General features: G+C 50.7%; 22 protein-coding genes. 4 read left to right on the forward strand and 18 right to left on the reverse strand.

From position 1 onward, the window contains the following. The 8 genes from carA to murJ all read right to left on the reverse strand — a co-directional run bounded on the left by carA (nt 1) and on the right by murJ (nt 10151). The gene (carA, locus tag C9I98_RS14035; RefSeq protein WP_107272111.1) at nt 1-1140 is read right to left on the reverse strand and encodes a glutamine-hydrolyzing carbamoyl-phosphate synthase small subunit; all 1140 of its coding nucleotides are present in this window, start codon (nt 1138-1140) and stop codon (nt 1-3) included. A gap of 566 nt (nt 1141-1706) precedes the next feature. Beyond that, nucleotides 1707-2516 carry a 4-hydroxy-tetrahydrodipicolinate reductase gene (gene dapB / locus C9I98_RS14040; RefSeq protein ID WP_036818079.1) on the reverse strand — a complete coding sequence of 270 codons (810 nt, stop codon included), beginning with the start codon at nt 2514-2516 and terminating at the stop codon, nt 1707-1709. Nucleotides 2517-2642: 126 nt separating this feature from the next. Further along, nucleotides 2643-3584, reverse strand: coding sequence for a 4-hydroxy-3-methylbut-2-enyl diphosphate reductase (gene ispH, locus C9I98_RS14045; RefSeq protein ID WP_036818077.1), 942 nt, complete (start codon nt 3582-3584; stop codon nt 2643-2645). 12 nt (nt 3585-3596) lie between these two features. Beyond that, a complete protein-coding gene (fkpB, locus tag C9I98_RS14050; protein ID WP_036818075.1) occupies nt 3597-4031 on the reverse strand; it encodes an FKBP-type peptidyl-prolyl cis-trans isomerase in 435 nt (144 codons plus the stop codon). A 115-nt stretch (nt 4032-4146) separates the two neighbouring features. Next, nucleotides 4147-4677, reverse strand: a complete 531-nt coding sequence (gene lspA, locus C9I98_RS14055; protein WP_036818073.1) for a signal peptidase II — start codon at nt 4675-4677, stop codon at nt 4147-4149. Further along, nucleotides 4677-7508, reverse strand: a complete 2832-nt coding sequence (ileS, locus tag C9I98_RS14060; RefSeq protein WP_036818071.1) for an isoleucine--tRNA ligase — start codon at nt 7506-7508, stop codon at nt 4677-4679. Before ileS ends, lspA begins: the two co-directional genes overlap by 1 nt. Further along, on the reverse strand, nt 7505-8476 hold the full coding sequence (gene ribF / locus C9I98_RS14065) for a bifunctional riboflavin kinase/FAD synthetase (protein ID WP_036818069.1): 972 nt from the start codon (nt 8474-8476) through the stop codon (nt 7505-7507). Before ribF ends, ileS begins: the two co-directional genes overlap by 4 nt. 115 nt (nt 8477-8591) lie before the next feature. Continuing rightward, entirely contained in the window at nt 8592-10151 is a 1560-nt protein-coding gene (murJ, locus tag C9I98_RS14070) for a murein biosynthesis integral membrane protein MurJ (protein WP_107272138.1), read from the reverse strand. A 207-nt stretch (nt 10152-10358) separates the two neighbouring features. Between murJ and rpsT the strand changes: the two genes are divergently transcribed. Continuing rightward, entirely contained in the window at nt 10359-10619 is a 261-nt protein-coding gene (gene rpsT, locus C9I98_RS14075) for a 30S ribosomal protein S20 (protein WP_036821173.1), read from the forward strand. A 71-nt stretch (nt 10620-10690) separates the two neighbouring features. Here rpsT and C9I98_RS14080 read toward each other — a convergent pair whose 3' ends face one another. The 4 genes from C9I98_RS14080 to nhaA all read right to left on the reverse strand — a co-directional run bounded on the left by C9I98_RS14080 (nt 10691) and on the right by nhaA (nt 13588). Then, nucleotides 10691-10987, reverse strand: coding sequence for an ArsR/SmtB family transcription factor (locus C9I98_RS14080; protein ID WP_036821174.1), 297 nt, complete (start codon nt 10985-10987; stop codon nt 10691-10693). 106 nt (nt 10988-11093) lie between these two features. After that, entirely contained in the window at nt 11094-11981 is an 888-nt protein-coding gene (nhaR, locus tag C9I98_RS14085) for a transcriptional activator NhaR (protein ID WP_036821176.1), read from the reverse strand. A gap of 151 nt (nt 11982-12132) precedes the next feature. Next, on the reverse strand, nt 12133-12402 hold the full coding sequence (locus tag C9I98_RS14090) for a hypothetical protein (RefSeq protein ID WP_036821185.1): 270 nt from the start codon (nt 12400-12402) through the stop codon (nt 12133-12135). A gap of 10 nt (nt 12403-12412) precedes the next feature. Further along, nucleotides 12413-13588 carry a Na+/H+ antiporter NhaA gene (gene nhaA, locus C9I98_RS14095; protein WP_036821179.1) on the reverse strand — a complete coding sequence of 392 codons (1176 nt, stop codon included), beginning with the start codon at nt 13586-13588 and terminating at the stop codon, nt 12413-12415. Between the two features lie 481 nt (nt 13589-14069). Here nhaA and C9I98_RS14100 point away from each other — a divergent pair, with 481 nt between their 5' ends. After that, nucleotides 14070-15221, forward strand: a complete 1152-nt coding sequence (locus C9I98_RS14100) for a Na/Pi symporter (RefSeq protein WP_036823877.1) — start codon at nt 14070-14072, stop codon at nt 15219-15221. Nucleotides 15222-15373: 152 nt separating this feature from the next. On the opposite strand, the gene C9I98_RS14105 is transcribed toward C9I98_RS14100, so the two are convergent. The 5 genes from C9I98_RS14105 to rppH form a co-directional block, all read right to left on the reverse strand. Continuing rightward, the gene (locus C9I98_RS14105) at nt 15374-16225 is read right to left on the reverse strand and encodes a thymidylate synthase (RefSeq protein ID WP_036823868.1); all 852 of its coding nucleotides are present in this window, start codon (nt 16223-16225) and stop codon (nt 15374-15376) included. A gap of 133 nt (nt 16226-16358) precedes the next feature. Then, nucleotides 16359-17165 (reverse strand): prolipoprotein diacylglyceryl transferase, encoded by an 807-nt coding sequence (lgt, locus tag C9I98_RS14110; protein WP_036823867.1) that lies wholly within the window; start codon nt 17163-17165, stop codon nt 16359-16361. A gap of 44 nt (nt 17166-17209) precedes the next feature. Further along, entirely contained in the window at nt 17210-17983 is a 774-nt protein-coding gene (locus C9I98_RS14115; protein WP_107272139.1) for a sulfite exporter TauE/SafE family protein, read from the reverse strand. Between the two features lie 97 nt (nt 17984-18080). Beyond that, on the reverse strand, nt 18081-20336 hold the full coding sequence (ptsP, locus tag C9I98_RS14120; RefSeq protein WP_107272112.1) for a phosphoenolpyruvate--protein phosphotransferase: 2256 nt from the start codon (nt 20334-20336) through the stop codon (nt 18081-18083). A 49-nt stretch (nt 20337-20385) separates the two neighbouring features. After that, complete coding sequence (gene rppH, locus C9I98_RS14125; protein WP_107272113.1) at nt 20386-20904, reverse strand: RNA pyrophosphohydrolase; 519 nt, start codon at nt 20902-20904, stop codon at nt 20386-20388. 762 nt (nt 20905-21666) lie between these two features. On the opposite strand from rppH, the gene mutH reads away from it, so the two are divergent. Next, nucleotides 21667-22338 (forward strand): DNA mismatch repair endonuclease MutH, encoded by a 672-nt coding sequence (gene mutH, locus C9I98_RS14130; protein ID WP_036826590.1) that lies wholly within the window; start codon nt 21667-21669, stop codon nt 22336-22338. On the opposite strand, the gene C9I98_RS14135 is transcribed toward mutH, so the two are convergent. Then, the gene (locus tag C9I98_RS14135) at nt 22335-22637 is read right to left on the reverse strand and encodes a DUF6482 family protein (protein ID WP_036826583.1); all 303 of its coding nucleotides are present in this window, start codon (nt 22635-22637) and stop codon (nt 22335-22337) included. The genes mutH and C9I98_RS14135 overlap by 4 nt on opposite strands. A gap of 195 nt (nt 22638-22832) precedes the next feature. Here C9I98_RS14135 and C9I98_RS14140 point away from each other — a divergent pair, with 195 nt between their 5' ends. Next, nucleotides 22833-23867 (forward strand): NADP(H)-dependent aldo-keto reductase, encoded by a 1035-nt coding sequence (locus C9I98_RS14140; RefSeq protein ID WP_036826587.1) that lies wholly within the window; start codon nt 22833-22835, stop codon nt 23865-23867. The last annotated feature ends 222 nt before the right edge of the window (nt 23868-24089 follow it).

The following is a 24089-nucleotide window of genomic DNA, read 5'->3' on the forward strand; positions in this document are numbered from 1 at the left end:
TTAGGCGCTGTGCTGCTTAATTAGGTCAATAAAGTGGTCGAATAGTGGCGCTGCATCATGCGGACCCGGGCTTGCCTCAGGGTGACCCTGGAAGCTGAATGCAGGCTTGTCGGTACGGTGAATACCCTGAAGCGAGCCGTCGAACAGCGACTTGTGGGTCGCGCGCAGGTTCTCTGGCAGCGTTTCTTCGTCAGCAGCAAAACCGTGGTTCTGGCTGGTGATCATCACAACGTTGCGGTCAAGATCTTTAACCGGGTGGTTGGCACCGTGGTGACCAAACTTCATTTTCACCGTCTTAGCACCACTTGCCAGTGCCAGGATCTGGTGGCCAAGACAAATACCGAAAATTGGTAGGCCCTTGTCTAGGAACACTTTTGTCGCTTCAATTGCGTAAGTACATGGTTCTGGGTCACCAGGGCCATTCGATAGGAATACGCCGTCTGGGTTTAGCGCCAGTACTTCTTCTGCTGACGTTTGAGCCGGAACCACTGTCAGGCGACAGCCACGGTCAACGAGCATGCGCAGGATGTTACGCTTCGCACCGAAGTCATAAGCAACAACGTGGTATGGCAATTCACTGTCGTCTTTCGCTTCCGGCAAACCGCCTTCTAGCGTCCAAGAACCTTGCTTCCACTGGTAAGTTTCTGCTGTCGTGACTTCTTTCGCCAAGTCCATCCCCTTCAGACCCGGGAACTCTTTTGCTTTCGCTAATGCCAATGCTTCGTCTAGGTTGTTGCCTGCAACGATACAACCGTTTTGTGCACCTTTCTCGCGGAGAAGGCGAGTTAGCTTACGGGTATCGATGTCTGCAATGCCGACGATGTTTTGGGATTTCAGATAATCAGAAAGGGATTGCTGACTACGGAAGTTAGAAGCGATAAGAGGGAGGTCGCGGATCACCAAGCCTTGCGCATGGATTGAAGTGGATTCTTCGTCTTCGGAATTAGTTCCGGTGTTGCCAATATGAGGATAAGTAAGAGTAACAATCTGTTGAGAATAAGAAGGGTCGGTAAGAATTTCCTGATACCCCGTCATCGAGGTATTAAAAACAACTTCACCAACGGCCGAACCATCTGCCCCAATGGACACGCCGCGGAACACTGTCCCATCTTCAAGGACTAACAGCGCTGATTTGCTCAAGACAACCTCCAAAATATAATAAAAATGCAATTAAAACAGATAAAGTTGCAATTACCCATTCCATACAAAGTCAAAAACCGAGTCAAGCGCAATTTTGACAAATTGCGCGCATTCTAGGGATCACTGCGGTCTCTGTCAACATAACACGAAAAATAAATTTTAATTACAGCTAACTTGCCCCACAAACCGCACCAAACCGCAAAAACACACAAATTAAGTGGCAATTTAAGCATTCAAGATCGAGCACCGAGTTATTTTATCGTTTGCGCCAACCTGACAAACACCAACAAAAATTTACCTGCCGTTTGAAAGCCACAAAACCCAAAGTTAAGACACAAAAACACAGGCAACCAATAAAAAATCAAACAAAACAGATAAAAACAAAAGAATACCAGCACAAAAAAGCACCTAAGGGTAAAGTTAAGCTTCCAATAAAAAAGCCAGCCACTTTTTAGTGTTTTATGCAATTTAGGGGAATTTTGAAGGGAATATGGAATTGAAATATACCCTCTAGCAATATCAGCCAGAGGGCATAGCCGTTAACACGATTGCAGCCTAGTGGTTACTTATAGTTCATCTAAACCCAAAACATCGTGCATCGTGTAGAAACCCGGCTGCATGCCATTTAGCCACACAGCGGCACGCACAGCACCGTTGGCGAAGGTCATACGATCCGTTGCCTTGTGGGTAATTTCGACACGTTCGCCAATATCAGCAAACATCGCGGTATGCTCGCCAACAATATCGCCAGCACGAATAGTCGCAAAACCAATTTCATCGCGGCTACGCTCGCCAGTAATACCTTCACGGGCATACACTGCTACATCGCTCAATTTGTTGCCCATAGCCCCCGCAATGGCTTCGCCCATGCCAATCGCAGTTCCTGACGGAGCATCGACCTTATGACGGTGGTGCGCTTCAATCACTTCGATATCGCAATAGTCGCCCATGACCTTGGCTGCCTTTTCCAGCAGCTTGAACACCAGGTTCACCCCCACGCTGTAGTTTGGCGCCATGACGATTGGCATCGTTTGGGCTGCCGCATCGATTTGCTCGCGCTCTTTATCGGTAAAACCCGTGGTGCCAATCACAACTTTTTTGCCATGCTGCTGGCAAACCTCGATATTTGCCAATGTCGCGGCAGGTGCTGTGAAATCAATCAGCACATCGAAGTCGTCAACGGCTTTCGCCAGATCATCAACGATCAGTACCGACACCGCGCCTACACCAGCCAACTCGCCAGCATCCGCGCCCACCAGCGTAGATTCCGGGCGCTCCGTTGCCGCACCAATTTCTGCCGCTTCAGCCAAATAAGTCGCCTTCAGTAATTGGCGCCCCATACGTCCTGCTGCACCAGCAATCGCAACTCTAACCATTGCGTTCGATCTCCCTCGTTATCATTTTGCGTGACCTCCAATGTAGCCTGTTGACGACAATAAAAAAAGCCATAAAAAAACCCCGGCTTTGCCGGGGCTTCTAAATACTGACGTTATGCAACGTACTTAAACGTTTTTGACTTGCAGTTCACGCGGTACTTCAAAGAACATATTTTCTTCACGGCCACTGAGTTCTTCCACTTCGGCGCCGCTGAGTTCTTGAATCCGGGCAATGATTTGATTCACCAACTCTTCCGGGGCCGATGCGCCAGCGGTAACACCGACCTTCGCCTTGCCAGTAAACCAATTACCGTCCACATCTTCTGGGCAATCGGTCAGATAACCCGGCGTCCCCAACTTCTCAGCCAGCTCACGCAGGCGGTTCGAGTTCGAGGAGTTCTTCGAGCCCACAACAATCATCACGTCAACGCCTTCGGCCATTTCACGCACCGCATCTTGACGGTTCTGGGTGGCGTAGCAAATATCATCTTTGCGCGGCCCCTGGATGTCAGGGAAGACTTCGCGTAGCTTGGCGATCACATCAGCGGTTTCGTCTACTGACAACGTCGTTTGGCTCACATAGTGTAAGTTGCTCGGATCCTTGACCGGCAAGGTCTCGACATCTTCTGGCTTCTCAACCAGGTACATACCACCGGCATCACTCGCATACTGCCCCATGGTACCCTCAACTTCAGGGTGGCCCGCATGGCCAATCAGTACCACTTCCATATTACGGCGGCTTGCTCGTGCCACTTCCATATGTACCTTGGTCACCAATGGGCAAGTGGCATCAAATACCGTGAGCTGGCGCTCTTTGGCTTCATTGCGCACAGCCTGGGATACGCCGTGAGCCGAAAAGATCACAATATTGTCGTCAGGCACTTCGTGAAGCTCTTCAACGAAAATAGCACCGCGTTGCTTTAGCCCTTCAACAACAAATCGATTGTGAACAACTTCGTGGCGGACATAGATAGGCGGCTGGTACATTTCCAGCGCACGCTCAACAATACTGATGGCACGGTCAACACCGGCACAAAAACCACGAGGGTTTGCGAGTAAGATTTTCATTACTAACAGCTCTTAATGTTCAATGGCAACGACTTCTACATCGAAAGTCACGCGCTGCCCCGCAAGCGGGTGGTTGAAATCAACGGTAACCGAGTCACCGGTGACATCTGTAATAATACCTGGGATATCACTACCGTCAGGCCCAGCAAAGGCAATAATATTGCCGACTTCCGCTGGTGCATCGGCACCAAACTTGGTGCGATCAACATGGTGGATATTATCCGGGTTAGGCAGACCAAAGGCATCTTCTGGCTCAAGTTCAAAGCTACTCTTCTGCCCTTGAGCCAAGCCCAACAAGCATTTCTCAAAGTTCTCCGTCAGGCTGCCGTCGCCCATCCGGAATTTTGCCGGTTTGCCCATCGCCTGGGTTGAATCTGCGACCGAGCCATCTTCGAGCTTGATTGCAAAGTGCATCAGCACTTCGCTGTTTTCCTTGATAACCGACATAGTACTTCCTTTGATTGCAGTCTTGTTTGTCTATAGCCTAAATACTGCCCCATTTAACAACAAAGCGCCGCCCGTATCAACGGACGGCGCTTAGGGTTTTCGGGTTTGTCAGCGTTTAGTGCTTAACTGGTTGTTTCTTTTTATCCGACAGGAAGCCTTCGATAATGATCAACCCGGCACCGATACAAATCGCGGTATCGGCCAGGTTAAAGGCCGGCCAGTGGTAAGTGCCGACATAAAAATCGAGGAAATCGACCACGAAACCATGGTAGATACGGTCAAAAAGATTACCCAGCGCACCACCGATGATCAGCGCATAGGCCACGTTTGCCATCTTGTGGGTGGCTGGCGCCTTGCGCATCCAGTAGATCAGCATGCTACAAACACCCAAGGCTATCGCCGTGAACAACCAACGCTGCCAACCACCAGCATCACTCAAAAAGCTAAATGCCGCACCGTAGTTGTGCACATAGAGCAAGTTAAAGAATGGCAGCAGTTCGATACGGTTCGGCCAACCGTATTCCATTGTATTCATCACAACCAGCTTGGTCGCGATATCCACGATGAACACCAGAGCAGCCAGCCAAAGCCAGCGCACTCCAGATTGTTTCAGCGGTAGTTCTTTTTCAGACGATATCTTGGTCATTAGGCAAACTTACGCTCTTCACCTTCACCATCGACGTTGCTTGCACAACGACCACAAACTTCTTCGTGACCTTCGATAGTGCCTACATCAGCAACATGGTGCCAACAACGATCACACTTCTTCGCATCAGAAGCCGCTACAGTGACGAATAGACCGTCAACGTCAGTTTCCTGCGCGCCTTCCGGCTTCGCGTCTGCAACAACCACTTCAGCTTTCGATGTCAACATAACGAAACGTAGCTCGTCTTCCAGCTTGTTCAGCTTGGCAGCCAGTGCTTCGTTAGCGTGCAGTGTCACTTCAGCCTGAAGTGCGCCACCGATCACTTTGTCTTTACGTGCACCTTCCAGCAGCTTGTTCACGGCACCGCGAACAGTCTGGATTTCAGCCCAGAATTCGTTGTTCAGCTCTTCGCCTTCAGCCAGGCCGAATAGGCCTTCGAACCACTCGCCAGTGAACACGAACTTGTCGCGTTGGCCAGGCATTTCGTTCCAGATCTCGTCAGCGGTGAACGACATGATTGGTGCCATCCAGCGAACAAGGGCTTCTACGATGTAGTATAGTGCGGTCTGGCAGCTGCGTTGCGCATGGCCACCACGTTTCGCGGTGTACTGACGGTCTTTGATCACGTCTAGGTAGAACGAGCCCATTTCAACCGAACAGAACTGCATTAGGCGCTGAGTTACTGCGTGCAGGTTGTACTCATCGTATGCCTTGATGATTTCTTCCTGTGCCGCCATCGCGCGGCCCACTGCCCAGCGGTCAAGTGCAACCATATCTTGTGGCGCAACCAGATCCGTTTCTGGGTTGAAACCGCTTAGGTTCGCCAAGAAGAAACGCGATGTGTTACGGATACGACGGTAAGCATCCGCTGAGCGCTTCAGGATCTCATCAGAAACGGCAACTTCGCCCGTGTAGTCAGTCGATGCAACCCATAGACGCAGAATATCAGCACCTAGCTTGTTGGTAACGTCTTTTGGTGCAACCACGTTACCGATAGACTTCGACATCTTGCGGCCTTGGCCGTCAACCACGAAACCGTGAGTCAGTACTTGGTTGTAAGGAGCCTTGCCCTTCATCGCTACCGATGAGATTAGCGACGACTGGAACCAACCTCGGTGCTGGTCAGAACCCTCAAGGTATAGATCAGCAGCGTTGCCGTTGTACTCTTCGCGGCTATCTACCACTGAGTAGTGGGTCACACCCGAGTCAAACCACACGTCTAGGGTATCAAGTACCTTCTCGTAGTTTGCGGCATCTTCTTCGCCCATTAGCTCAGCAGGATCGAGATCCCACCATGCCTGGATACCTTTTTGCTCAACAAGCTGAGCCACTTTCTCGATTAGCTCAGGTGAGTTCGGGTGAAGCTCTGATGTTTCTTTATGAACGAACAAAGCAATTGGCACACCCCAAGTACGCTGGCGCGAGATACACCACTCAGGGCGACCTTCAACCATACCTTCGATACGGCTCTGGCCCCACTCCGGCATCCACTGTACGCTCTTGATCTCTTCCAATGCTTTTGCACGCAGACCGGCTTGGTCCATCGATACAAACCACTGAGGAGTCGCACGGAAGATGATTGGCGTCTTATGGCGCCAGCAGTGCGGGTAGCTGTGCTCGTAAGAGTGGTGGTGAAGCAGTGAACCGTGCTCTTGTAGCGTTTCAACAACCGCATTGTTTGCCTTGAATACGTGCTGGCCCGCGAAAAGCTCGGTATCCGGCAGGTAAACACCGTTGCTGCCTACAGGGTTAGCGACTTCAAGATCGTATTTCTGACCAACAGCGAAGTCTTCCTGGCCATGGCCTGGGGCTGTGTGAACACAACCAGTACCTGATTCAGTCGTAACGTGATCGCCAAGGATTACTGGCACGTCAAAGCTGTAGAACGGGTGGTTGAAGCGTACTAGCTCCAGATCCGCGCCCTTACAGAAGCCCAGGTTGTGGTAGTGCTCGATACCAGCACGATCCATCACATCTTTCGCCAGCTCAGAAGCAACGATTAGGCGCTCTTTCTGCTCGCCTTCAACCTGGATTAGCACGTACTCAAGATCGTCACGTACCGCTACCGCACGGTTGGCAGGTAGGGTCCAAGGGGTTGTCGTCCAGATAACGATAGAGATATCGCCTTCGCCGGTGTGGCCGTCTGCACACGCAAACTTCGCCGCTGTCGCCGCTTCGTCTGCCGCTTTGAAGCGCACATCGATAGAAGGAGACACTTTGTCTTTGTATTCCACTTCCGCTTCAGCCAGTGCCGAACCACAGTCTGTACACCAGTGAACAGGTTTGAAACCTTTCAGCAGATGCCCTTGGTCAGCAATCTTACCCAGAGAGCGGATAATGTTAGCTTCAGTACCGAAGTCCATGGTGCGGTAAGGCTTGTCCCACTCACCCAGTACACCTAGGCGAATGAAGCTTTCTTTTTGGCCTTCAACCTGGCCGGCAGCATAGGCACGGCACTTTTCACGGAACTCAGCCGCTGTCACTTTATGGCCCGGCTTGCCCACTTTCTTTTCTACCATCAGTTCGATTGGCAGACCGTGGCAGTCCCAGCCTGGAATGTATGGCGCATCAAAGCCTGACAGAGTCTTTGACTTAATAATAATGTCTTTAAGAATCTTGTTTAGCGCGTGACCAATGTGAATATCACCGTTGGCATATGGAGGGCCATCGTGTAGTACGAAGGACTTTTTGCCCTTCTTGGCTTTACGAATTTCACCGTAAAGATCTTCATCGTACCAACGCTTTAGCATAGCTGGCTCACGCTGAGCTAGGTTGCCTCGCATCGGAAACCCTGTTTCAGGCAGGTTCAGGGTATCTTTATAGTCGCTCATTGATTCTCGATTCCGTTACTTGGGCGAAGTTGGACATTATTACGCTCATTCAGCCACACCCGTGCTGAGTGAGCATCACGCTCGATTTGTGCTTTTAGTGCATCAAATGATTCAAACTTAATTTCGTCGCGCAATTTATGCTTTAGCACGACGTCTAGCTGAGCTCCGTAGAGATCAGACTTAAAATCAAACAGGTGCACTTCCAGTTGGCGGCGTACCCCGTTGACAGTTGGTCGTCGACCAACATTGGCAACCCCAGGTAGCGGGGTGCTGGCAACACCGTGTACTTCGACAGCGTACACGCCGGACACCGGAGAAACGCGGCGCTTAAGGGGAATATTTGCTGTTGGAAAGCCAATAGTCCGCCCGAGTTTCCGCCCATGGGAGACGCGCCCACTAATACTGAATGGACGCCCTAGCATGGACTCAGCGAGCTCAAGCTTGTCATTGGCCAAGGCCTGACGTATTGCTGTGCTGCTGACACGTTGCTCCGAGACGCAAAAACTTTGCGTACTCACGACAGTGAAGCCAAATTCTTTTCCGGCAGCTTCTAGCAATGCAAAATCACCACTGCGGCCTTTGCCGAAGCGGAAATCATCACCAACTACCAGAAACTTAACACCCAATTGCTCAACCAACAAGCGACGGATAAAATCTTGTGCCGTCAGGTTGGCAAAGTGGCTGTTAAAGTTCACGCATAAAAAACGATCAAGCCCGACCTGTTTCAGCTGCAAATACTTGTCGCGGAAACGGGTTAAGCGGGCCGGAGCACGGTCGCCGGCAAACAACTCTTGCGGCTGAGGCTCGAAGCTCATCACAGTCGCGGGGCATGCCAGTGCCTGCGCCTTGGCCATCACCTTACGCAATACTGCTTGGTGGCCTAGATGAACACCGTCAAAATTCCCAATCGTCAGCACGCAACCGCGATGCCTTGATTGGATATTATGTATACCTCGGATTAATTCCATGCGCCGTTATTAATTTTCGCAGAGTGAAAAACTGACGGATTATATACCCAAACCCCTATGTTATGCATCTTTCAGCGTGAATTTATAGCTTCAGATCCATCATATCGGTCTAGCACTAGCTTGCAGCCCGTAAATGACGTGGACGAACACCCAGCACCACCACAGCCACCAAATAGACCAGCGCACCCGCGCCAATCAGGCCAGCCAGCCAGATAACCCGCATCACCAAGGTCCATTCGAGCCATTGCGCCATCGCCGGCAATACGGCCAGCAACCCCCCAACCATAGCAGCCCCCGCCAGGGCCAGTTTCGCCACAAAGCGCAGTGTTTCCTTACTAATGCGATAGATCCCGCCACGGTGCAAGCCACGGTATAGCAAACCGGCGTTAACCAGAGCCGACAAGGCCGTTGCCATCGCCAAGCCGATATAGCCATAGAAATACGCGAAGATAGCGTTAAACACCATGTTGGTCACCATGGCGATAATGCCGTAGCGCACAGGCGTCTTGGTGTCTTGGCGGGCGTAATACCCCGGCGCCAGCACTTTAATCATCATAAAGTTAAGCAGACCTGACGCATAGGCCAACAAAGACAGCGAAGCCTGTTCCACATCGGTCGGGCTAAACTCACCGCGCATGAACAGCACCATCAACATAGGCTTGGCCAGTACCATCAAGCCTAGCATGGCAGGCACCCCCAGTAGCAGCACCATTCTCACGCCCCAGTCCATGGTATGGGAGAATTGCTCAGGGCTTTGGTCAACATGCTTACGCGATAGCGCAGGCAGGATAACCGTTGCGATGGCAATACCGAACAACCCCAGCGGGAACTCCAGCAAGCGGTCGGAGTAATACAGCCAGCTAATCGAGCCCGTGGCCAGGAAACTGGCAATAAAGGTATCGAACAGCAAGTTGATTTGGCTAACCGACACGCCAAACAACGCCGGGATCATCAAGGTGCGAATTTTTACCACCCCAGGATCGCGCCAGCCCCATTTGGGCTTCACCAGCATGCCTTCCTTATATAAGAAAGGCAGCTGGAACAAGAACTGGATAAGGCCACCAAGGAAAACACCAATCGCCAAACCGATCTCGGGTTGCGCCAGCTGCGGTGCCAAGAACCAAGCACAGCCAATAATGGCAACATTCAAGAACACCGGGGTAAACGATGACACAGCAAACTTGCCCAAGGTATTGAGGATGGCCCCAGACAGGGCAACAAAGGTAATAAACCACAAATACGGGAAGGTGATTTTGAGCAACAAGCTCGCGAGCTCGAATTTTGGCGCAGACGGGCCATCATTGAGCCAGTCGATAAACCAACCCGCCCCGAACAATGCCGTGACGACGCCGGAGCCCAACACACCCAGTAAGGTTACAATGGATACAATCACTCCCAGGGTGCCTGATGCCCTTGCAATCAGGTGGCGGGTCTTATCCATATCGCCGGAGGCATGGTATTCGGTCAATACCGGCACAAAAGCTTGAGAAAACGCCCCTTCGGCAAATAGGCGGCGAAGGAAGTTGGGGATCTTGTTGGCAAAGAAGAAAACATCGGCTGCCGCCCCTGCCCCCATTAGGTTTGCCACCACCACATCACGCACCAAACCCAGTACTCGCGAGACCAGTGTCATGGTACTGACAATCAGTCCTGAGCGTAAAAGACGCTTGCTCACAAAAAAAACCTCATAAAGATGGCCCCAAAAGGTGACTTCTGAGTCCAAATGCTGGTAAAATCTGCCGCCATATTAACCGTGTTAATCCGCAAGTGCCAATTCAATTGGTTAGGCGGTTATTTGCACAAATCATTTGACATTGTTCGGTTTAAGAGGCATAGTCCTCGGCCTTAAATTGTCACCGTACCAAGATTTGGAGTTATACCCTTGGCAAATATCAAATCTGCTAAGAAACGTGCGCTTACTTCAGAAAAACGTCGCCAGCACAACGCTAGCCGTCGTTCAATGATGCGTACTTTCTTCAAGAAAGTTGTTGCTGCTATCGAAGCTGGTAACAAAGAAGCTGCTACTCAAGCTTTCAACGAAATGCAACCTGTTATGGACCGCATGGCTACTAAAGGCCTGATCCACAAAAACAAAGCTGCACGTCATAAAGCTCGTCTAGTAGCTAAAATCAAAGCTCTTTAATTTGAGTGCTGATTTTCGATAAAAAAACCGGCTTGCGCCGGTTTTTTTATATCTGCCGTTTACTGCGTGGCTCACTCACCGCAGTACATTTTATGAAGTAGTTGGATCATCGCCTTCACTTCATCGCTCTTCAGGCGATAGTACACCGTCTGAGCCTCTTTCCTTGTTTCCACCAGGCCATCGCGCCGAAGCCAAGCTAAATGCTGAGACAACGCTGACTGGCTTAGCCCCAGCTTATCGCTCATCATTCCGACCGACATTTCTTCTTCCAGCAAATAGCAAAGAATAAACAAACGCCGTTCATTCGCCATGGCTTTAAGCAGTGCTACGGCCTTAGGGGCATTTTGCTCCATCTGCTGTAGTTCCATACTGCTACCACCTGATAAATTAAGTTAACGCTAATTTACTTAATTTATCAGGGGTTTTCTAGCCACAACAGGCATTATTTCTGCTATCAGGCCCAAAAAGCCAACGTTATTTAAACATTTTCCTAAAATCAGCCTCACAAATTTTCTTCACCGCCGGGTGCATGATCATTCGCTCGGCAAAAATAACGTAATACTCTTCCCGGATCTCCTTCACCCGCCTTACTTCGCGGATATTGCTGTCATCCTCGATTTCAGCCGCATAGATAGAAGGGGCAACAAACATTGAGCGCTGGTATTGGCCAAATGCCTTCATCAACGCCGCGTCATCAAACTCGCCCAGGATATTCGGGGTGATCCCCATCTGATCGAACCAATGGTGCAGCTTACGCCCCATCGAAGTCCTGCGCCCAGGGATCAGCAGCTTGTAGTCTTCGATACAAGCAGGGAAGTTCATCACCGGCTCAGGCTCGGTACAGAAGAAGCTCATGGTCGACTCCCCCAGCTTCTTGCTGTAAAGCCCAGGGCTCTGCGCTGAATCAACCGGGCAGTCAGACAAGATCATATCCAGCTTATGCTGAGAGAGCTGCTCCAGCAGCATTTCGTGGGTCGACTCGTAGCAGCGTAGGTGAATACGCTCATCTTCAGGCAGGCCTTCCATCAAGACCTTGCTCACCAAGCGCTTGGACAGGGCATCGGCGACCCCCACTTCCAACAGCAAGTTTTCGCGCTGGGTGTAATTGACGATATCGAGCATCTCGTAACTGAGGTCAAACATCTTGTCGGCATACTTGAAGACCAACTGACCAAGCTCCGTCGGTTCGATATTGCGACCAACACGCTTGGTGAGCTTGCCCTTAAGACGCTCTTCCAATGCCCTGATTTGCCCTGTCACCGTCTGCGGGGCAAGGAACAGGGCGTCAGCCGCCTTGGTCACAGAGCCTTGTTTGCATACCATCCAGAAATAATAAAGGTGGTTATAGTTTAAGTGAGACATCGTAAGAAACCATTATCCAAAACATCGAGTAATATCTTGCATTTACTATTACCCAATATAAAAAATCCCAGGGTTCAGCTTACGCTGAGGCCCTGGGAGCTTCAACACTAATTACCGCATTACGCGATAATTGGCGTTCTATATAACTCTATTAGTTAGCCGACGGCACATCTTTCCTTTCAATCAGTGCCATCTTGCGCGCACGCTCACCAACACGTTGTTCAAGTGCACGAGAGCGGAAAGTGCTCTCAGGTTCAATGTTAGCCGCCGTCACTGTCGCCGATTTACCTTGGTTTAAACCCGCTAGGTAAGCTTGGCAAACCTCGCTACTGTTGTCATTTAAGCAGCTGTCGTAGTCAGGTGTGACCGCCACTACTGAGGCCGACGCCACCATCGCGATAAGAGCAACAAATCCTTTCATATTAACCCCCTCAGTTTTTAACAGCGCACGTTGCAGCATGCTTTGGCAAAGAACGGCTCAGCATGGCATAACCCACCAACGCTGACACAGTTGACCCTAGCAAGATCCCCAAACGAGAGTACGTGCTGAATTCTTCTGGTGCGCCAACGAAAGCCAGCGACGAGATGAAGATTGACATAGTAAAGCCGATACCACACAGCACAGACACGGCGAAGATTTGCTTAAAGCCAATGCCTTCTGGCATTTTTGCCATGCCGGTCTTGATAGCCAAGTAGCTAGCAGTGAAGATGCCCAGCGGCTTACCAATAAACAGACCCAGTGCGATACCCAGCGGTAGCATTGATGTCAGACCCGATAGCGACACCCCTTCAAGCGAGATACCTGCGTTGGCAAAAGCAAACAGCGGTAGAATCAAGAATGCAACATATGGGTGCAGTGCATGCTCTAGGTGCTTAAGCGGCGAATGGGTATCGGAGCGGCCATCTTCGCCAGACAGCGGAATTGCAAACCCAAGTACCACACCGGCAAGTGTTGCGTGAACACCCGACTTCAATACGCTGATCCACAGCACCGCACCGACGACCAAGTACCAAGACAGCTTGGTCACGTTCTTCGCGTTCATCACGAACAGCGCCGCGGTCGAAGCGAAGGCCACAGCCAACGCCAGCGTAGACAGGTCGCTACTGTAGAACAGTGCAATGATCACGATAACGCCAAGGTCATCGATAATGGCCAAAGCCAATAGGAAGACTTTCAGGGTCACCGGCACTCGGCTACCTAGCAGCGCCATAATACCCAGGGCAAAAGCGATGTCGGTTGCCGCAGGGATAGCCCAGCCTTGGATGGCTTGCGGATCGGCAAAGTTAAATGCGACATAAACCAGCGCAGGGGCAATCATACCGCCCACAGCGGCAATCGCCGGGAAGATGGCTTTTTCTTTTGTATTAAGCGCACCTTCGATTAGCTCGCGCTTAACTTCCAAACCAATTAGCAGGAAGAACACAGCCATCAGGCCGTCGTTAATCCAGTGGGCAACTGACAGCCCAGCAATATAAGAATGTAGAGTGCCGTTATATACATCCTGCAACGGAGAGTTAGCAATCACCATCGCAACAGCCGCAGCTATGATCAGAATAATTCCGCCAGCAGACTCTAACTTTAGAAACTTACGAATTGCATCGGTCATCGACCGGAACTCCTATCCATGAAACAGATATCACAATAAAAATGTAAATTTAGTTTAGCCGTCACAGCACGAAACTGTTAAATCGTTTGTTCAGAAGTAACACATCGAAAAAACCGAAGTGTTAAGGCTCATACAAAGTAATATCCGCACTATCAATAATTACCCTGAAATATTTCACTATCTACCTGTCATAAAGCATGGCACTCAGTCGCCGAAAAGCGAAAATTTTCAAATAAAATAAAAAACTGCCTTCTGGTTCAGTTTTCATTTTGTATCAAAAATAAGACATAAATATCAGCAAGTTAAAAATAAAGTTCAGTAATCTTTACAGTAATTCAGCCCTGTATCGGTCGCAAAAAAAGCAGAAATCCACTTTATGACAGTCAGTGTCATATTTCTGAAATATTCGATCTCTACCATCGCCCTCAGATTTCAAAAAAATGAAACCCAAACGACATATTCCTGTCACGGAGAAATGATTATGACTACCCAAGCCACTACTGCTGAACAACCAATGAGCAGCTCTATGCGCTGGGTCCGCTGGGCTAACCTTGCATTTATGCTTTACCTACTTCTTGTTGCTGTTTCCGTAGTCAGCGGAGGCTTCAAGATGGCGGTTGGCGATCAGGCTAAAACGCTATTTGAGTTTGCTTCGCATCCTATTGCGGGTTTAATGATCGGTCTTATTGCGACTGCACTGACCCAATCATCAAGCACCACTACCTCTATTACTGTAGGTTTGGTTGCGGGTGGCCTACCGGTTGAGACAGCAATCCCAATGATTATGGGGGCTAACATCGGTACGACAACGACAAACACCCTTGTCAGCCTTGGCCACGCTCGTTGCAAAGAAGAATTCCGACGTGCATTTGCTTCGGCAACCATTCATGATGTATTTAACCTAATCGCCGTGGCAATCTTCCTTCCACTGGAAATTATGTTCGGTATTTTGGACCGCATTTCTGAATGGCTGATCTCGCCGATTATGGCAGCTGGCGACATGAGTGCAGCAAACAGCTTCAACTTCATCAAGGCGCTAACTGGCCCGACAGCAGACCTGTTCAAATCAGTAGGTGGCATGTTCGCTCCAACGACTGGTGGTATCGTGATGATCGCCATGGGTATTGCCATTATCATGATCTCAATCAGTGTGATGGGTAAGCTAATGCGTAGCCTAATGGTTGGTCGTGCCCGTGACATTCTGAAGGCGGCAATCGGTCGTGGTCCTCTACACGGTATTGCTTCAGGCAGTGTAGTAACCATTCTGGTACAGTCATCTTCGACAACCACTAGCCTTATGGTTCCTTTGGTTGGTACTGGCGTACTGAAGGTTCGTGAAGTGTATCCGTTTACTGTTGGCGCGAACATCGGTACCTGTATCACAGCGCTAATCGCAGCAACGTCTGCAAGTGGTGAGTTCGCTGTGTTCGCTCTGCAAATCGCACTGGTTCACCTGATCTTCAACATCATGGCAACGCTGTTTATCTTCGGTATCCCGTTCATGCGTGAGCTACCAATTAAAGGCGCGTTCTGGCTGGGGGAGCTTGCAGCGAAGAGCAAGATGGCAGTTGTCGCTTACCTAAGTACGGTATTCGTACTGGTCCCAGGCGTTATCTTGGCCTTCACAGCCTAACTAACTGTAAAACAAGCAATAAAAAGCCCCGCACATGCGGGGCTTTTTGTTATCTGGAGAAAATGTAACCTGTAAAGGGGCTGCCATTACCACCAATTCATTCACCATGCAAATGTGTCAGATGGTATAAACAGTTACCCCATGAAACATTCTTATACAGAAAAAGGGTACTTAATTGGGTCGTGGTGCTGGTAGCCCACCACTTCAAAGTCATCCATCGTCACCCAGGTTTCCAAATCTTCCAGCGTTTTGATCTCTGGATTAATCTTCAGTTGAGGCAGTGGCAACGGCTCTCGCTTCAATTGCACGTCACGCATCAGCTCAAGCTGATCTTCATAGATGTGGGCATTGACGATTTTATGGTAGGCCTGCCCCGGCTTCTTACCGGTGATTTGCGCCATCAATGCCAACAAGGTGTAGACCTGGATCTGGTTGAAGTTGAGGCCCAGCGGTACATCACAAGAACGCTGGTAACTTGTTAGGTATAGGGTATCGCCCAACAGCGAGAAGGTATGGGTGTGCATACAAGGGCGCAGACAGCCCATATCGAACTCACCTGGGTTGTAGAACGTCAGGATCTCACCGCGGTCGTCGACGCCGTTCTTTAGGTTATCCACTATCTTACGCAGCTGATCGATGGTGGAGCCATCAGGCTTCTGCCAGCTGCGGCCTTGCACGCCGTAAACACGGCCCATATCATCCTCACCCTTGCGGTGTGGGTTGTTTAGCCATGCTTGGTTGTCATTGGCGTTCATGTCCCAAGTTTTGGTGCCCAAGGCACGAAAGTCAGCGGCATTGTCATACCCGCGAATGTAGCCAAGCAGCTCAGCAATCGCCGCTTTCCAGAAGCTCTTACGGGTCGTGATCAGCGGAAACTGATTATTAGCGACATCGTAGTTCAAGTCAGCGTTCACCACCGTCAGGCATCGCTTGCCTGTTCGTTGGTTTTCAATCCATACCCCTTCGTCAACAATGCGCTGACACAGCTCTAAATATTGTTTCATCTTCCCGCTGGCCTATGTTTACCCAATAAAAATTGGCCACAATTCTACACCATAAAGGCCAGTACCAAAAAGGGCAGCCTCTGTTGAGGCTGCCCTTTGCTCATCACCCAATTAGCCCGAAGGCTGGAATTCACTAGGCTGTTTTGCCCTTTGGCTGGCACTTGTAGGCCCAAACCATCATCAAGATACCGCCGAACACCATAGGTAGCGACAAGATCTGCCCCATACTGATCCAGCCTGCGAATAGGCCGAGGTGCGCGTCTGGTTCGCGGAAGTACTCAGCCACAAAGCGGAATACACCATAGCCAAACAGGAACAAGCCCGATACCGCCCCTGCCGGGCGTGGTTTGCGGATAAAGATATTCAAGATAATGAGCAGCAAGAAGCCCTCAAAGAAGAACTGGTACAGTTGCGACGGGTGGCGAGGTAGCGGCCCGCCGGTCGGGAATACCATCGCCCAAGGCACGTCTGAAACACGCCCCCAAAGCTCGCCGTTGATAAAGTTGCCCAAGCGGCCAACAGCCAAGCCAAACGGCACCAATGGGGCAACAAAATCGGCCACATTAAAGAATGTCCGGTTATGCTTGCGCGCATACCAGAACATCGCGGTGATCACCCCGAGCAAGCCACCGTGGAACGACATGCCCCCGGTCCATACCTTGAACAGGTACAGCGGGTTAGAAATGAATAAATCGAAGTTATAGAAAATGACATAGCCAATACGGCCACCCAGCACCACGCCGAGAAAACCGGCAAAGAGTAGATCGCTGACCTGATCCCGGGTCCAACCGCTGCCCGGCTTATCGGCTCGGCGATTCGCCAGCCACAATGCAAAAACAAACCCCAGCAAGTACATCATGCCATACCAGCGTATTGCCAATGGGCCGATTTCAATCAACACCGGATCGATATTCGGAAACGTTAAATAACCTTGACTCATGTAATCTTCTCAACAGACAGCAGCCATCAGGTGGCAGCCTTTACTTATCCCAAAAACATCCTAATGCTGACAAACAGCAAAAAGACGGCAAAAATCTTTTTTAATACTAATGTCGGTAACTTACTCACCAGTGCCGCACCGAACCGGGTGGTATACATGGACGTCAGCACGATGCCAAACAAAGCGGGGAGGTACACATAGCCCAAGCTAAATGCCGGTAGCGATGCAGTCCCCACGCCGGCCACAATGAAGCCGCTCATACCCGCGACCGCAATCAAGGCCCCGGAAAAAGCAGCGCTGCCAATGGCCCTGCGCATTTCCATACCGTGCCAGCTTAAATAAGGGACAGTCAACGAGCCGCCGCCTATCCCCGCCAGGCTTGATACCACACCAATCAACGAGCCCGAACCAAACATCCCAGCAGCACTAGGCAGTGGCCGTTGCCCACTGAAACGCATTGATGCCAGCATCTGGCAGGCAAGCAGTAACACTATTATGGCAAAAATACGCGGCAATAGTTCCGTTGGCACCAACTCGGCCACCACACTGCCGCCCAACCCGCCAATGATGACGCCGGGGGCAAGGCTTTTTACCACGCTAAAGTCGATATTGCCGAGCTTGTAATGATTACGCGCGGAAGCGCCGGAGGTCAGGACAATACTGGCTAGCGAGGTCGCCAGGGCGATATGCATGATCAGCTCCGGGGCTATCCCCACCTTGGGCAGCAACACGACCAAGGCCGGCACCACCAGCAAACCACCACCGATCCCGAGCAGCCCCGCCATCGTGCCAACCAGGCACCCCAGCAATAGGCACATCCCGAACAACCACAGTTCTTGCTCCAGGCCCGCCAGTATCGCCGGCAGCCCAATCGTTAAACTTTCCAAACCTGAATCCTGCTACAACCTGTTTCTACTATTTACCTGCACGGATAAAGCCACCGAGGCCATGCCCGTCCACAAACGCTATCGTATTATCACGAACTTCATCAGCAAAGGTTGCAGTCAGCGCGAACTGGGCCAGCTGCTCCATTTCCTCCAATGAGATATGGCGCAGCATGTATTTGATTTTGGCAACATTGCGGGTGTTCATACTGAGGGAGCGGTAACCCATCCCCACGAGCAACAAGGCACCAATCGGATCACCGGCCAACTCACCGCACACGCTCACCGGTAGCTGTAAACGCTGGCTGGTATCGATAATGTGCTTAAGTGCATGCAGCACGGCGGGGTGCAACGCATCATAGACCCCGGCAACACGGGAATTGTTCCGATCCACCGCCAATAAATATTGGGTAAGGTCATTGCTGCCCACCGAGATGAAATCAACCTTCCCCTTAAGTACCGGTAGCTGGTACAAAATTGAAGGTACCTCAATCATGATCCCGATGCGCGGGCGCTTGAGGGTTTGGCCTTTCGACTGGGCAACTTTGGCCACTTCGGTATAGGCCCTTTCAATCAGCGCTATCGATTCATCCAGCTCGGCAATGCCGGAGATCATCGGCAGCAAAATATCCATATTGCTGTAGCCGATACTCGCCCTCAGCATCGCCCTGACCTGGATCAGGAAAATCTCTGGGTGATCGAGGGTAAAACGGATCCCACGCCAGCCAAGGAACGGGTTGTCCTCCTCGATAGCAAGATAAGGCAGCGGCTTATCACCGCCGATATCGAGTGTGCGCATCACCACCGGCTTATCGCGATACGTCGACAAAATAGACTGGTACTGGTGGGTTTGCTCTTCTTCTGACGGGAAGCTGCGCTGAAGCAAAAATGGCACTTCGGTACGGTAGAGGCCAACCCCATCAACCCCCTTATTCACCGCAATGCTGGTATCGGCACTCAGCCCGGCATTGAGGTGGATATGGATCCGTTGGTTGTCCCGGGTCGCCGCAGGTTTGTCCAGCCCGTCTTCGACCACTTTCGCCAGCTCGTTTTCTTCCCTGAGCAAGCGGATATACTCGGCCAATACATGACGGTTGGGGTTAACCAGAAAATCGCCCCGGTAACCATCAACGATAACTTGGTTGTTGTGGATTTTTTCGGGGACAAAATCGACCCCCATAATGGCCGGGATCCCCAGGGCACGCGAGAGTATTGCCGCATGGGAGTTCGCAGCCCCCTCTTGCGAAACGACCGCAGCCAGTTTGTCACGAGGAATACTTGCCAGCATCCCCGCGGTCAGCTCCCGCGTAAGCAACACCACAGGTTCATCCCACTGGTGCTCGGAGACATCTTCATTATGGAGGAAATACAACAGGCGCTGGCCAAGCTCGCGGATATCCTGCGCCCGCTCTTTAAGGTAATCATCTTTCATCTGCGCAAAGCGAGCGGAATAAGTTTCCACTACCTGGCGGATCGCCCACTCGGCAAGATCGCCCCCCGACACCTTGGCAAATAAATCTTTACGCAGCATGGGATCGTTCAGCAAGTGACTGAACAGATCGAAGATGGCTAGGGTTTCTTTGTGAAGCTCGCTATCAAAACGCTTGCGCAGGCGGCGGAACTCGGCGCTGGCAAGCTCGATGGCAATACTCAGCCTTTCCTGCTCCGCTTCGCGGTCGAGACAAGATGCCGGCAACACCAGCTCCAGTCTTGGTTGGTTGTCATCCCACCACGCCTTCGCCACGGCCACGCCGATCGATGCCGCCGAGCCGACCAAGTGCAAGCCGTTATGTTGATCCAGCCACATGCCTTGGGCTTTGGCGTGGGCCAGTAGCACCGCCAGCTGGGCAGCCAGCGTAACCATGAAAGACTCTTCGCTTTCATCGAATTCTCGTTGCTGGCGTTGCTGGATAACCAACACCCCCAGCACTTGGCGCTGGTGAATAATAGGCGTGCCAAAGAACGAGCAGAAGGATTCTTCTCCCGTACCCGGCAGGTGCTTAAAATGCGGATGGTGGCGGGCGTCGGCAACATTGATTGGCTCGGCGCGCTCGCCAACTAAGCCAACCAGGCCCTCGCCGAAGGCCAAGCCCACATGCCGATGGGGCTTCTTCAGGCCTTGGGTTGCCATTAGGGTATATTGCTGGCGTTTATGATCAGCAATATAAATAGAACAGCACTCTGTTTTCATTGCCTGACAAGTGCTAAGCACAAGCTGATCCAGTGCTTCGATAAGATTCGGGGCACTTGCTACTTTCTCGACAATTTCTCTCAGTTGCGTCAGCATATCTCGCCCTGTTCCACTTTATACCGCAAACGCCCAGCAAACGACCGGGCTATCCCCGCTTGCCCCGGCGTTTTTTTCTTTCTCTGCGTTCTTTGAATGGCATTGCCATTGCCGCAAACTCTTTTAAAGCGCGACGATAAACATCACGCTTGAAGGACACAACCTGCCGCACCGGATACCAATAGCTGACCCAGCGCCAACCATCAAACTCCGGCGTCGTGCCGCGTTGCATATTCACCTTTGACTCATCACATTCTAGACTCAGCAAAAACCACTTTTGCTTTTGTCCGATACAAACAGGCTTGGAGTCCCAGCGAACCAGTCGCTTGGGTAACTTATAGCGAAGCCAATGGCGACTTGACGCCAAAATGCGTACATCTTTTTTGGTTAGCCCCACTTCCTCATATAATTCCCGATACATGGCCTGCTCAGGGGTTTCCCCTTCATCAATGCCACCTTGCGGGAACTGCCAGGAATGCTGTCCATATCGTCGAGCCCAGAATACTTGGCCATGGCTATTACAGATCACAATACCCACATTTGGGCGGTATCCATCGCCATCAATCACTGGACGACCTCAAGTATAAATCTTTATTAATAGTGATTTTTTCACAGACCAACCAATGGGTAAACAAACATTCTAATTTATCACTGTATTTTCCTACCTAAGCCTCAAATTCTGGATAACTTTACTGGCTAGAGAACTTTATAAACAATTAAATGAGACCTAGACCACATTTATACACGATTTCTGTGGATAGATTTGTGAAGAAGCCGTTCCTGCCTAACAATTATCATCCAAAGCGTTGTAGAAAACTATTGCCAAGCCAAAGAAAAATACGAGACAAGCTCTTTAAATACAAAAGCTTAAACAACAAACAATGATAAAACGAAAAAACACCCTGCACTGTCACATGCCCACAAAGTTAGATCGGTCAAAGATCAACCATTCGGTGATTTACCCACATAAAAAAACTGACATCGCTGAAAATACCACCAGCAGTGTGCTTGATAAGCCACCCAACCCCTGTTTAAATACTCAGTAACTGATAAATAAAATAAATTTGTCCACCAGCCTGTGGATATCTTTCAAAAAGATCCGCCATTAGCCTTCTAATGCACTTCCTGCCCACATCGGCAAACAGTGAGATAAAAGTAAAAGCACTACTATTCAATAACTTACACATATCTCATTTTAATATGAGCATATGTGCATTATAGATCATCACAAGATCGTCTATTTTTTCAACACGCTCGCTATCCCATGGCCAATACTGCTTACCCGCCAATTATGGTAGGATCGCCAGCCAGAAAAACCATGGTAACGAATATGCGCCCAACGCCAACGACAGAACAAGAACTCCTGCAAAGGGCCCAAGCATTGGCTGGGCTGACACTCGGTGAGCTCGCCAGTGAAGCAGGTATCGTTCCCCCGCCCGATTTACGTCGCGACAAAGGTTGGGTCGGGCAGTTACTGGAGTGGCACCTTGGCGCGGCTGCTGGCAGCAAGCCCGTACCTGATTTTGTCGAGCTTGGGATTGAGCTGAAGACGATCCCCATTGGCTACAACGGCAAGCCACTTGAAACAACCTTCGTCTGCGTTGCGCCGCTCATCGGCTTGCAAGGGCTAAACTGGGAAAACAGCCACATCCACCATAAGTTGGCACGGGTGCTATGGATTCCGGTGGAGGGCGAGCGAGATATCCCGCTGGCTGACAGGCATGTCGGCTCCCCGTTGCTTTGGAGCCCTTCGCCAGAGGAAGAGCAACAGCTTAAGCAAGACTGGGAAGAACTCATGGACATGATAGTACTGGGTAATGTCGAACACATCACCGCCCGTCACGGTGAAGTCCTCCAGCTTCGCCCCAAAGCAGCCAACAGCAAGGCACTGACCGAGGCTTATGGCGCAAACGGCCAACCAATCAAAACCTTACCGAGGGGCTTTTACCTTAAAACACAGTTTACTGCAGGGTTGCTTGAGCGCTACTTCATCCTGAGTTAAATACTAATGGTCATGTCTTCGCGGCAGTTGGACAGCTGCCCGTCAGGCGAAAATTCATCATAGGGATCCGTCACCCTCAGGATCACTGAGGTAAAGCCAATCGGGCGCAAGAAGTCTTTCGCTTGTTCAATTGACTGGAACTTAATCATATTGTCGGTATCGTCCTTTAACGGTTCCAGTTTGTGCTTAAATTCAACTTCCAACAAATAATCAGAGCAACCGGCATAGCTGCTTAAAATACATTTAGGCAGCGCACCATTGTCCGCTTTACTCCAATGTTTAAGTTGCGACAACTTCATTGCCTCTCCTTGTTATCGATAATTATGTCAATCCATTAACTATATACTCAAACCGCCAACCCCGAGCGGTTTATGCCCATTTGCCGCTAAGCCAAATCGCTTTCGCCAATAAAAAAGTCGCGGTATATTCAAGTTAAAGCTGCAATTTACCGTATATGAACACGACGGGATAAGCAATCAGTCCAAGGAGGGCTAATGAAATATCACAAGATTCCCCACTCCACCCTAGAGGTGAGTAAAATCTGCCTTGGCACGATGACCTTTGGTGAGCAGAACAGCGAAAGCGATGCGCACAGCCAACTCGACTTGGCGTTCGAGCGCGGCGTGAATTTTATTGATACCGCCGAGATGTACCCCGTTCCTCCCAAGCCCGACACCCAGGGCGCCACCGAGCGCTACATCGGCAGCTGGCTGAAGAAAACCGGCAACAGGGACAAAGTGGTGTTGGCGACCAAGGTCGCGGGGCCTCGCAACCTGCCCTATATCCGCAAAGACATGGCATTGGATCGCCGCAACATCCATGATGCCGTAGAAGACAGCCTTAACCGACTCCAAACCGACTATATCGATCTGTACCAACTGCACTGGCCGCAGCGCGAAACCAACTGCTTTGGTCAGCTCAATTACCAATATAAAGACGATCACTCTGGCGTTACCCTGAGCGATACCCTCGAAGCGCTCGCCGAACTGGTCCGTGCCGGCAAGATCCGCTATATCGGTTTGTCGAACGAGACACCATGGGGGGTAATGTCATACCTGAAATTGGCAGAAAAGCATGAATTGCCAAGGGTGGTGACCATCCAAAACCCATATAACTTGCTTAACCGAAGCTTTGAGGTTGGCCTATCGGAAATCAGCCATCATGAAGGGGTTGAGCTGCTGGCCTACTCACCGTTGGCATTCGGTACATTGAGCGGCAAATACCTCAAGGGCCAGCGCCCTGAAGGGGCCCGTTGTACCCTATTCGAACGCTTCTCACGCTACTTCAACCCGCAGGGAATTGCAGCAACCGAGGCCTATGTCGATGTTGCCCACAAGCACGGGCTCGATCCTGCGCAAATGGCATTGGCCTTCGTCAACCAGCGTCCGTTTGTTGCATCGAATATTATTGGCGCGACGACCCTTGAGCAGCTTGAAAGCAATATCCAAAGCCTCGACCTGACACTCACCGATGAGGTGCTAAGCGATCTGCAAGCGGTCGGCGTACAGTACTCGAACCCTTGTCCTTAGCGATCCCGTCTCTCTTGGGCCATCGAAAAACAGATAAAAAAAAGCCCCCGTAGCAAACGGGGGCCGAAAAACATTAGCTCAACCAACTTAGGTAAACACCTTTGTTGATGTCCGGTTACTGTATCCCAAACCGATTTGCATGCCCTAACGCGCATTCGTCGCAAAGCGTTGGAAAGTGTTACAAGCCGTTTCTTGTGGCACCAACAATTCACCAAGTGGTTG

The organism is Photobacterium sanctipauli, assembly GCF_003026495.1.
Taxonomy (GTDB): Bacteria; Pseudomonadota; Gammaproteobacteria; order Enterobacterales; family Vibrionaceae; genus Photobacterium; species Photobacterium sanctipauli.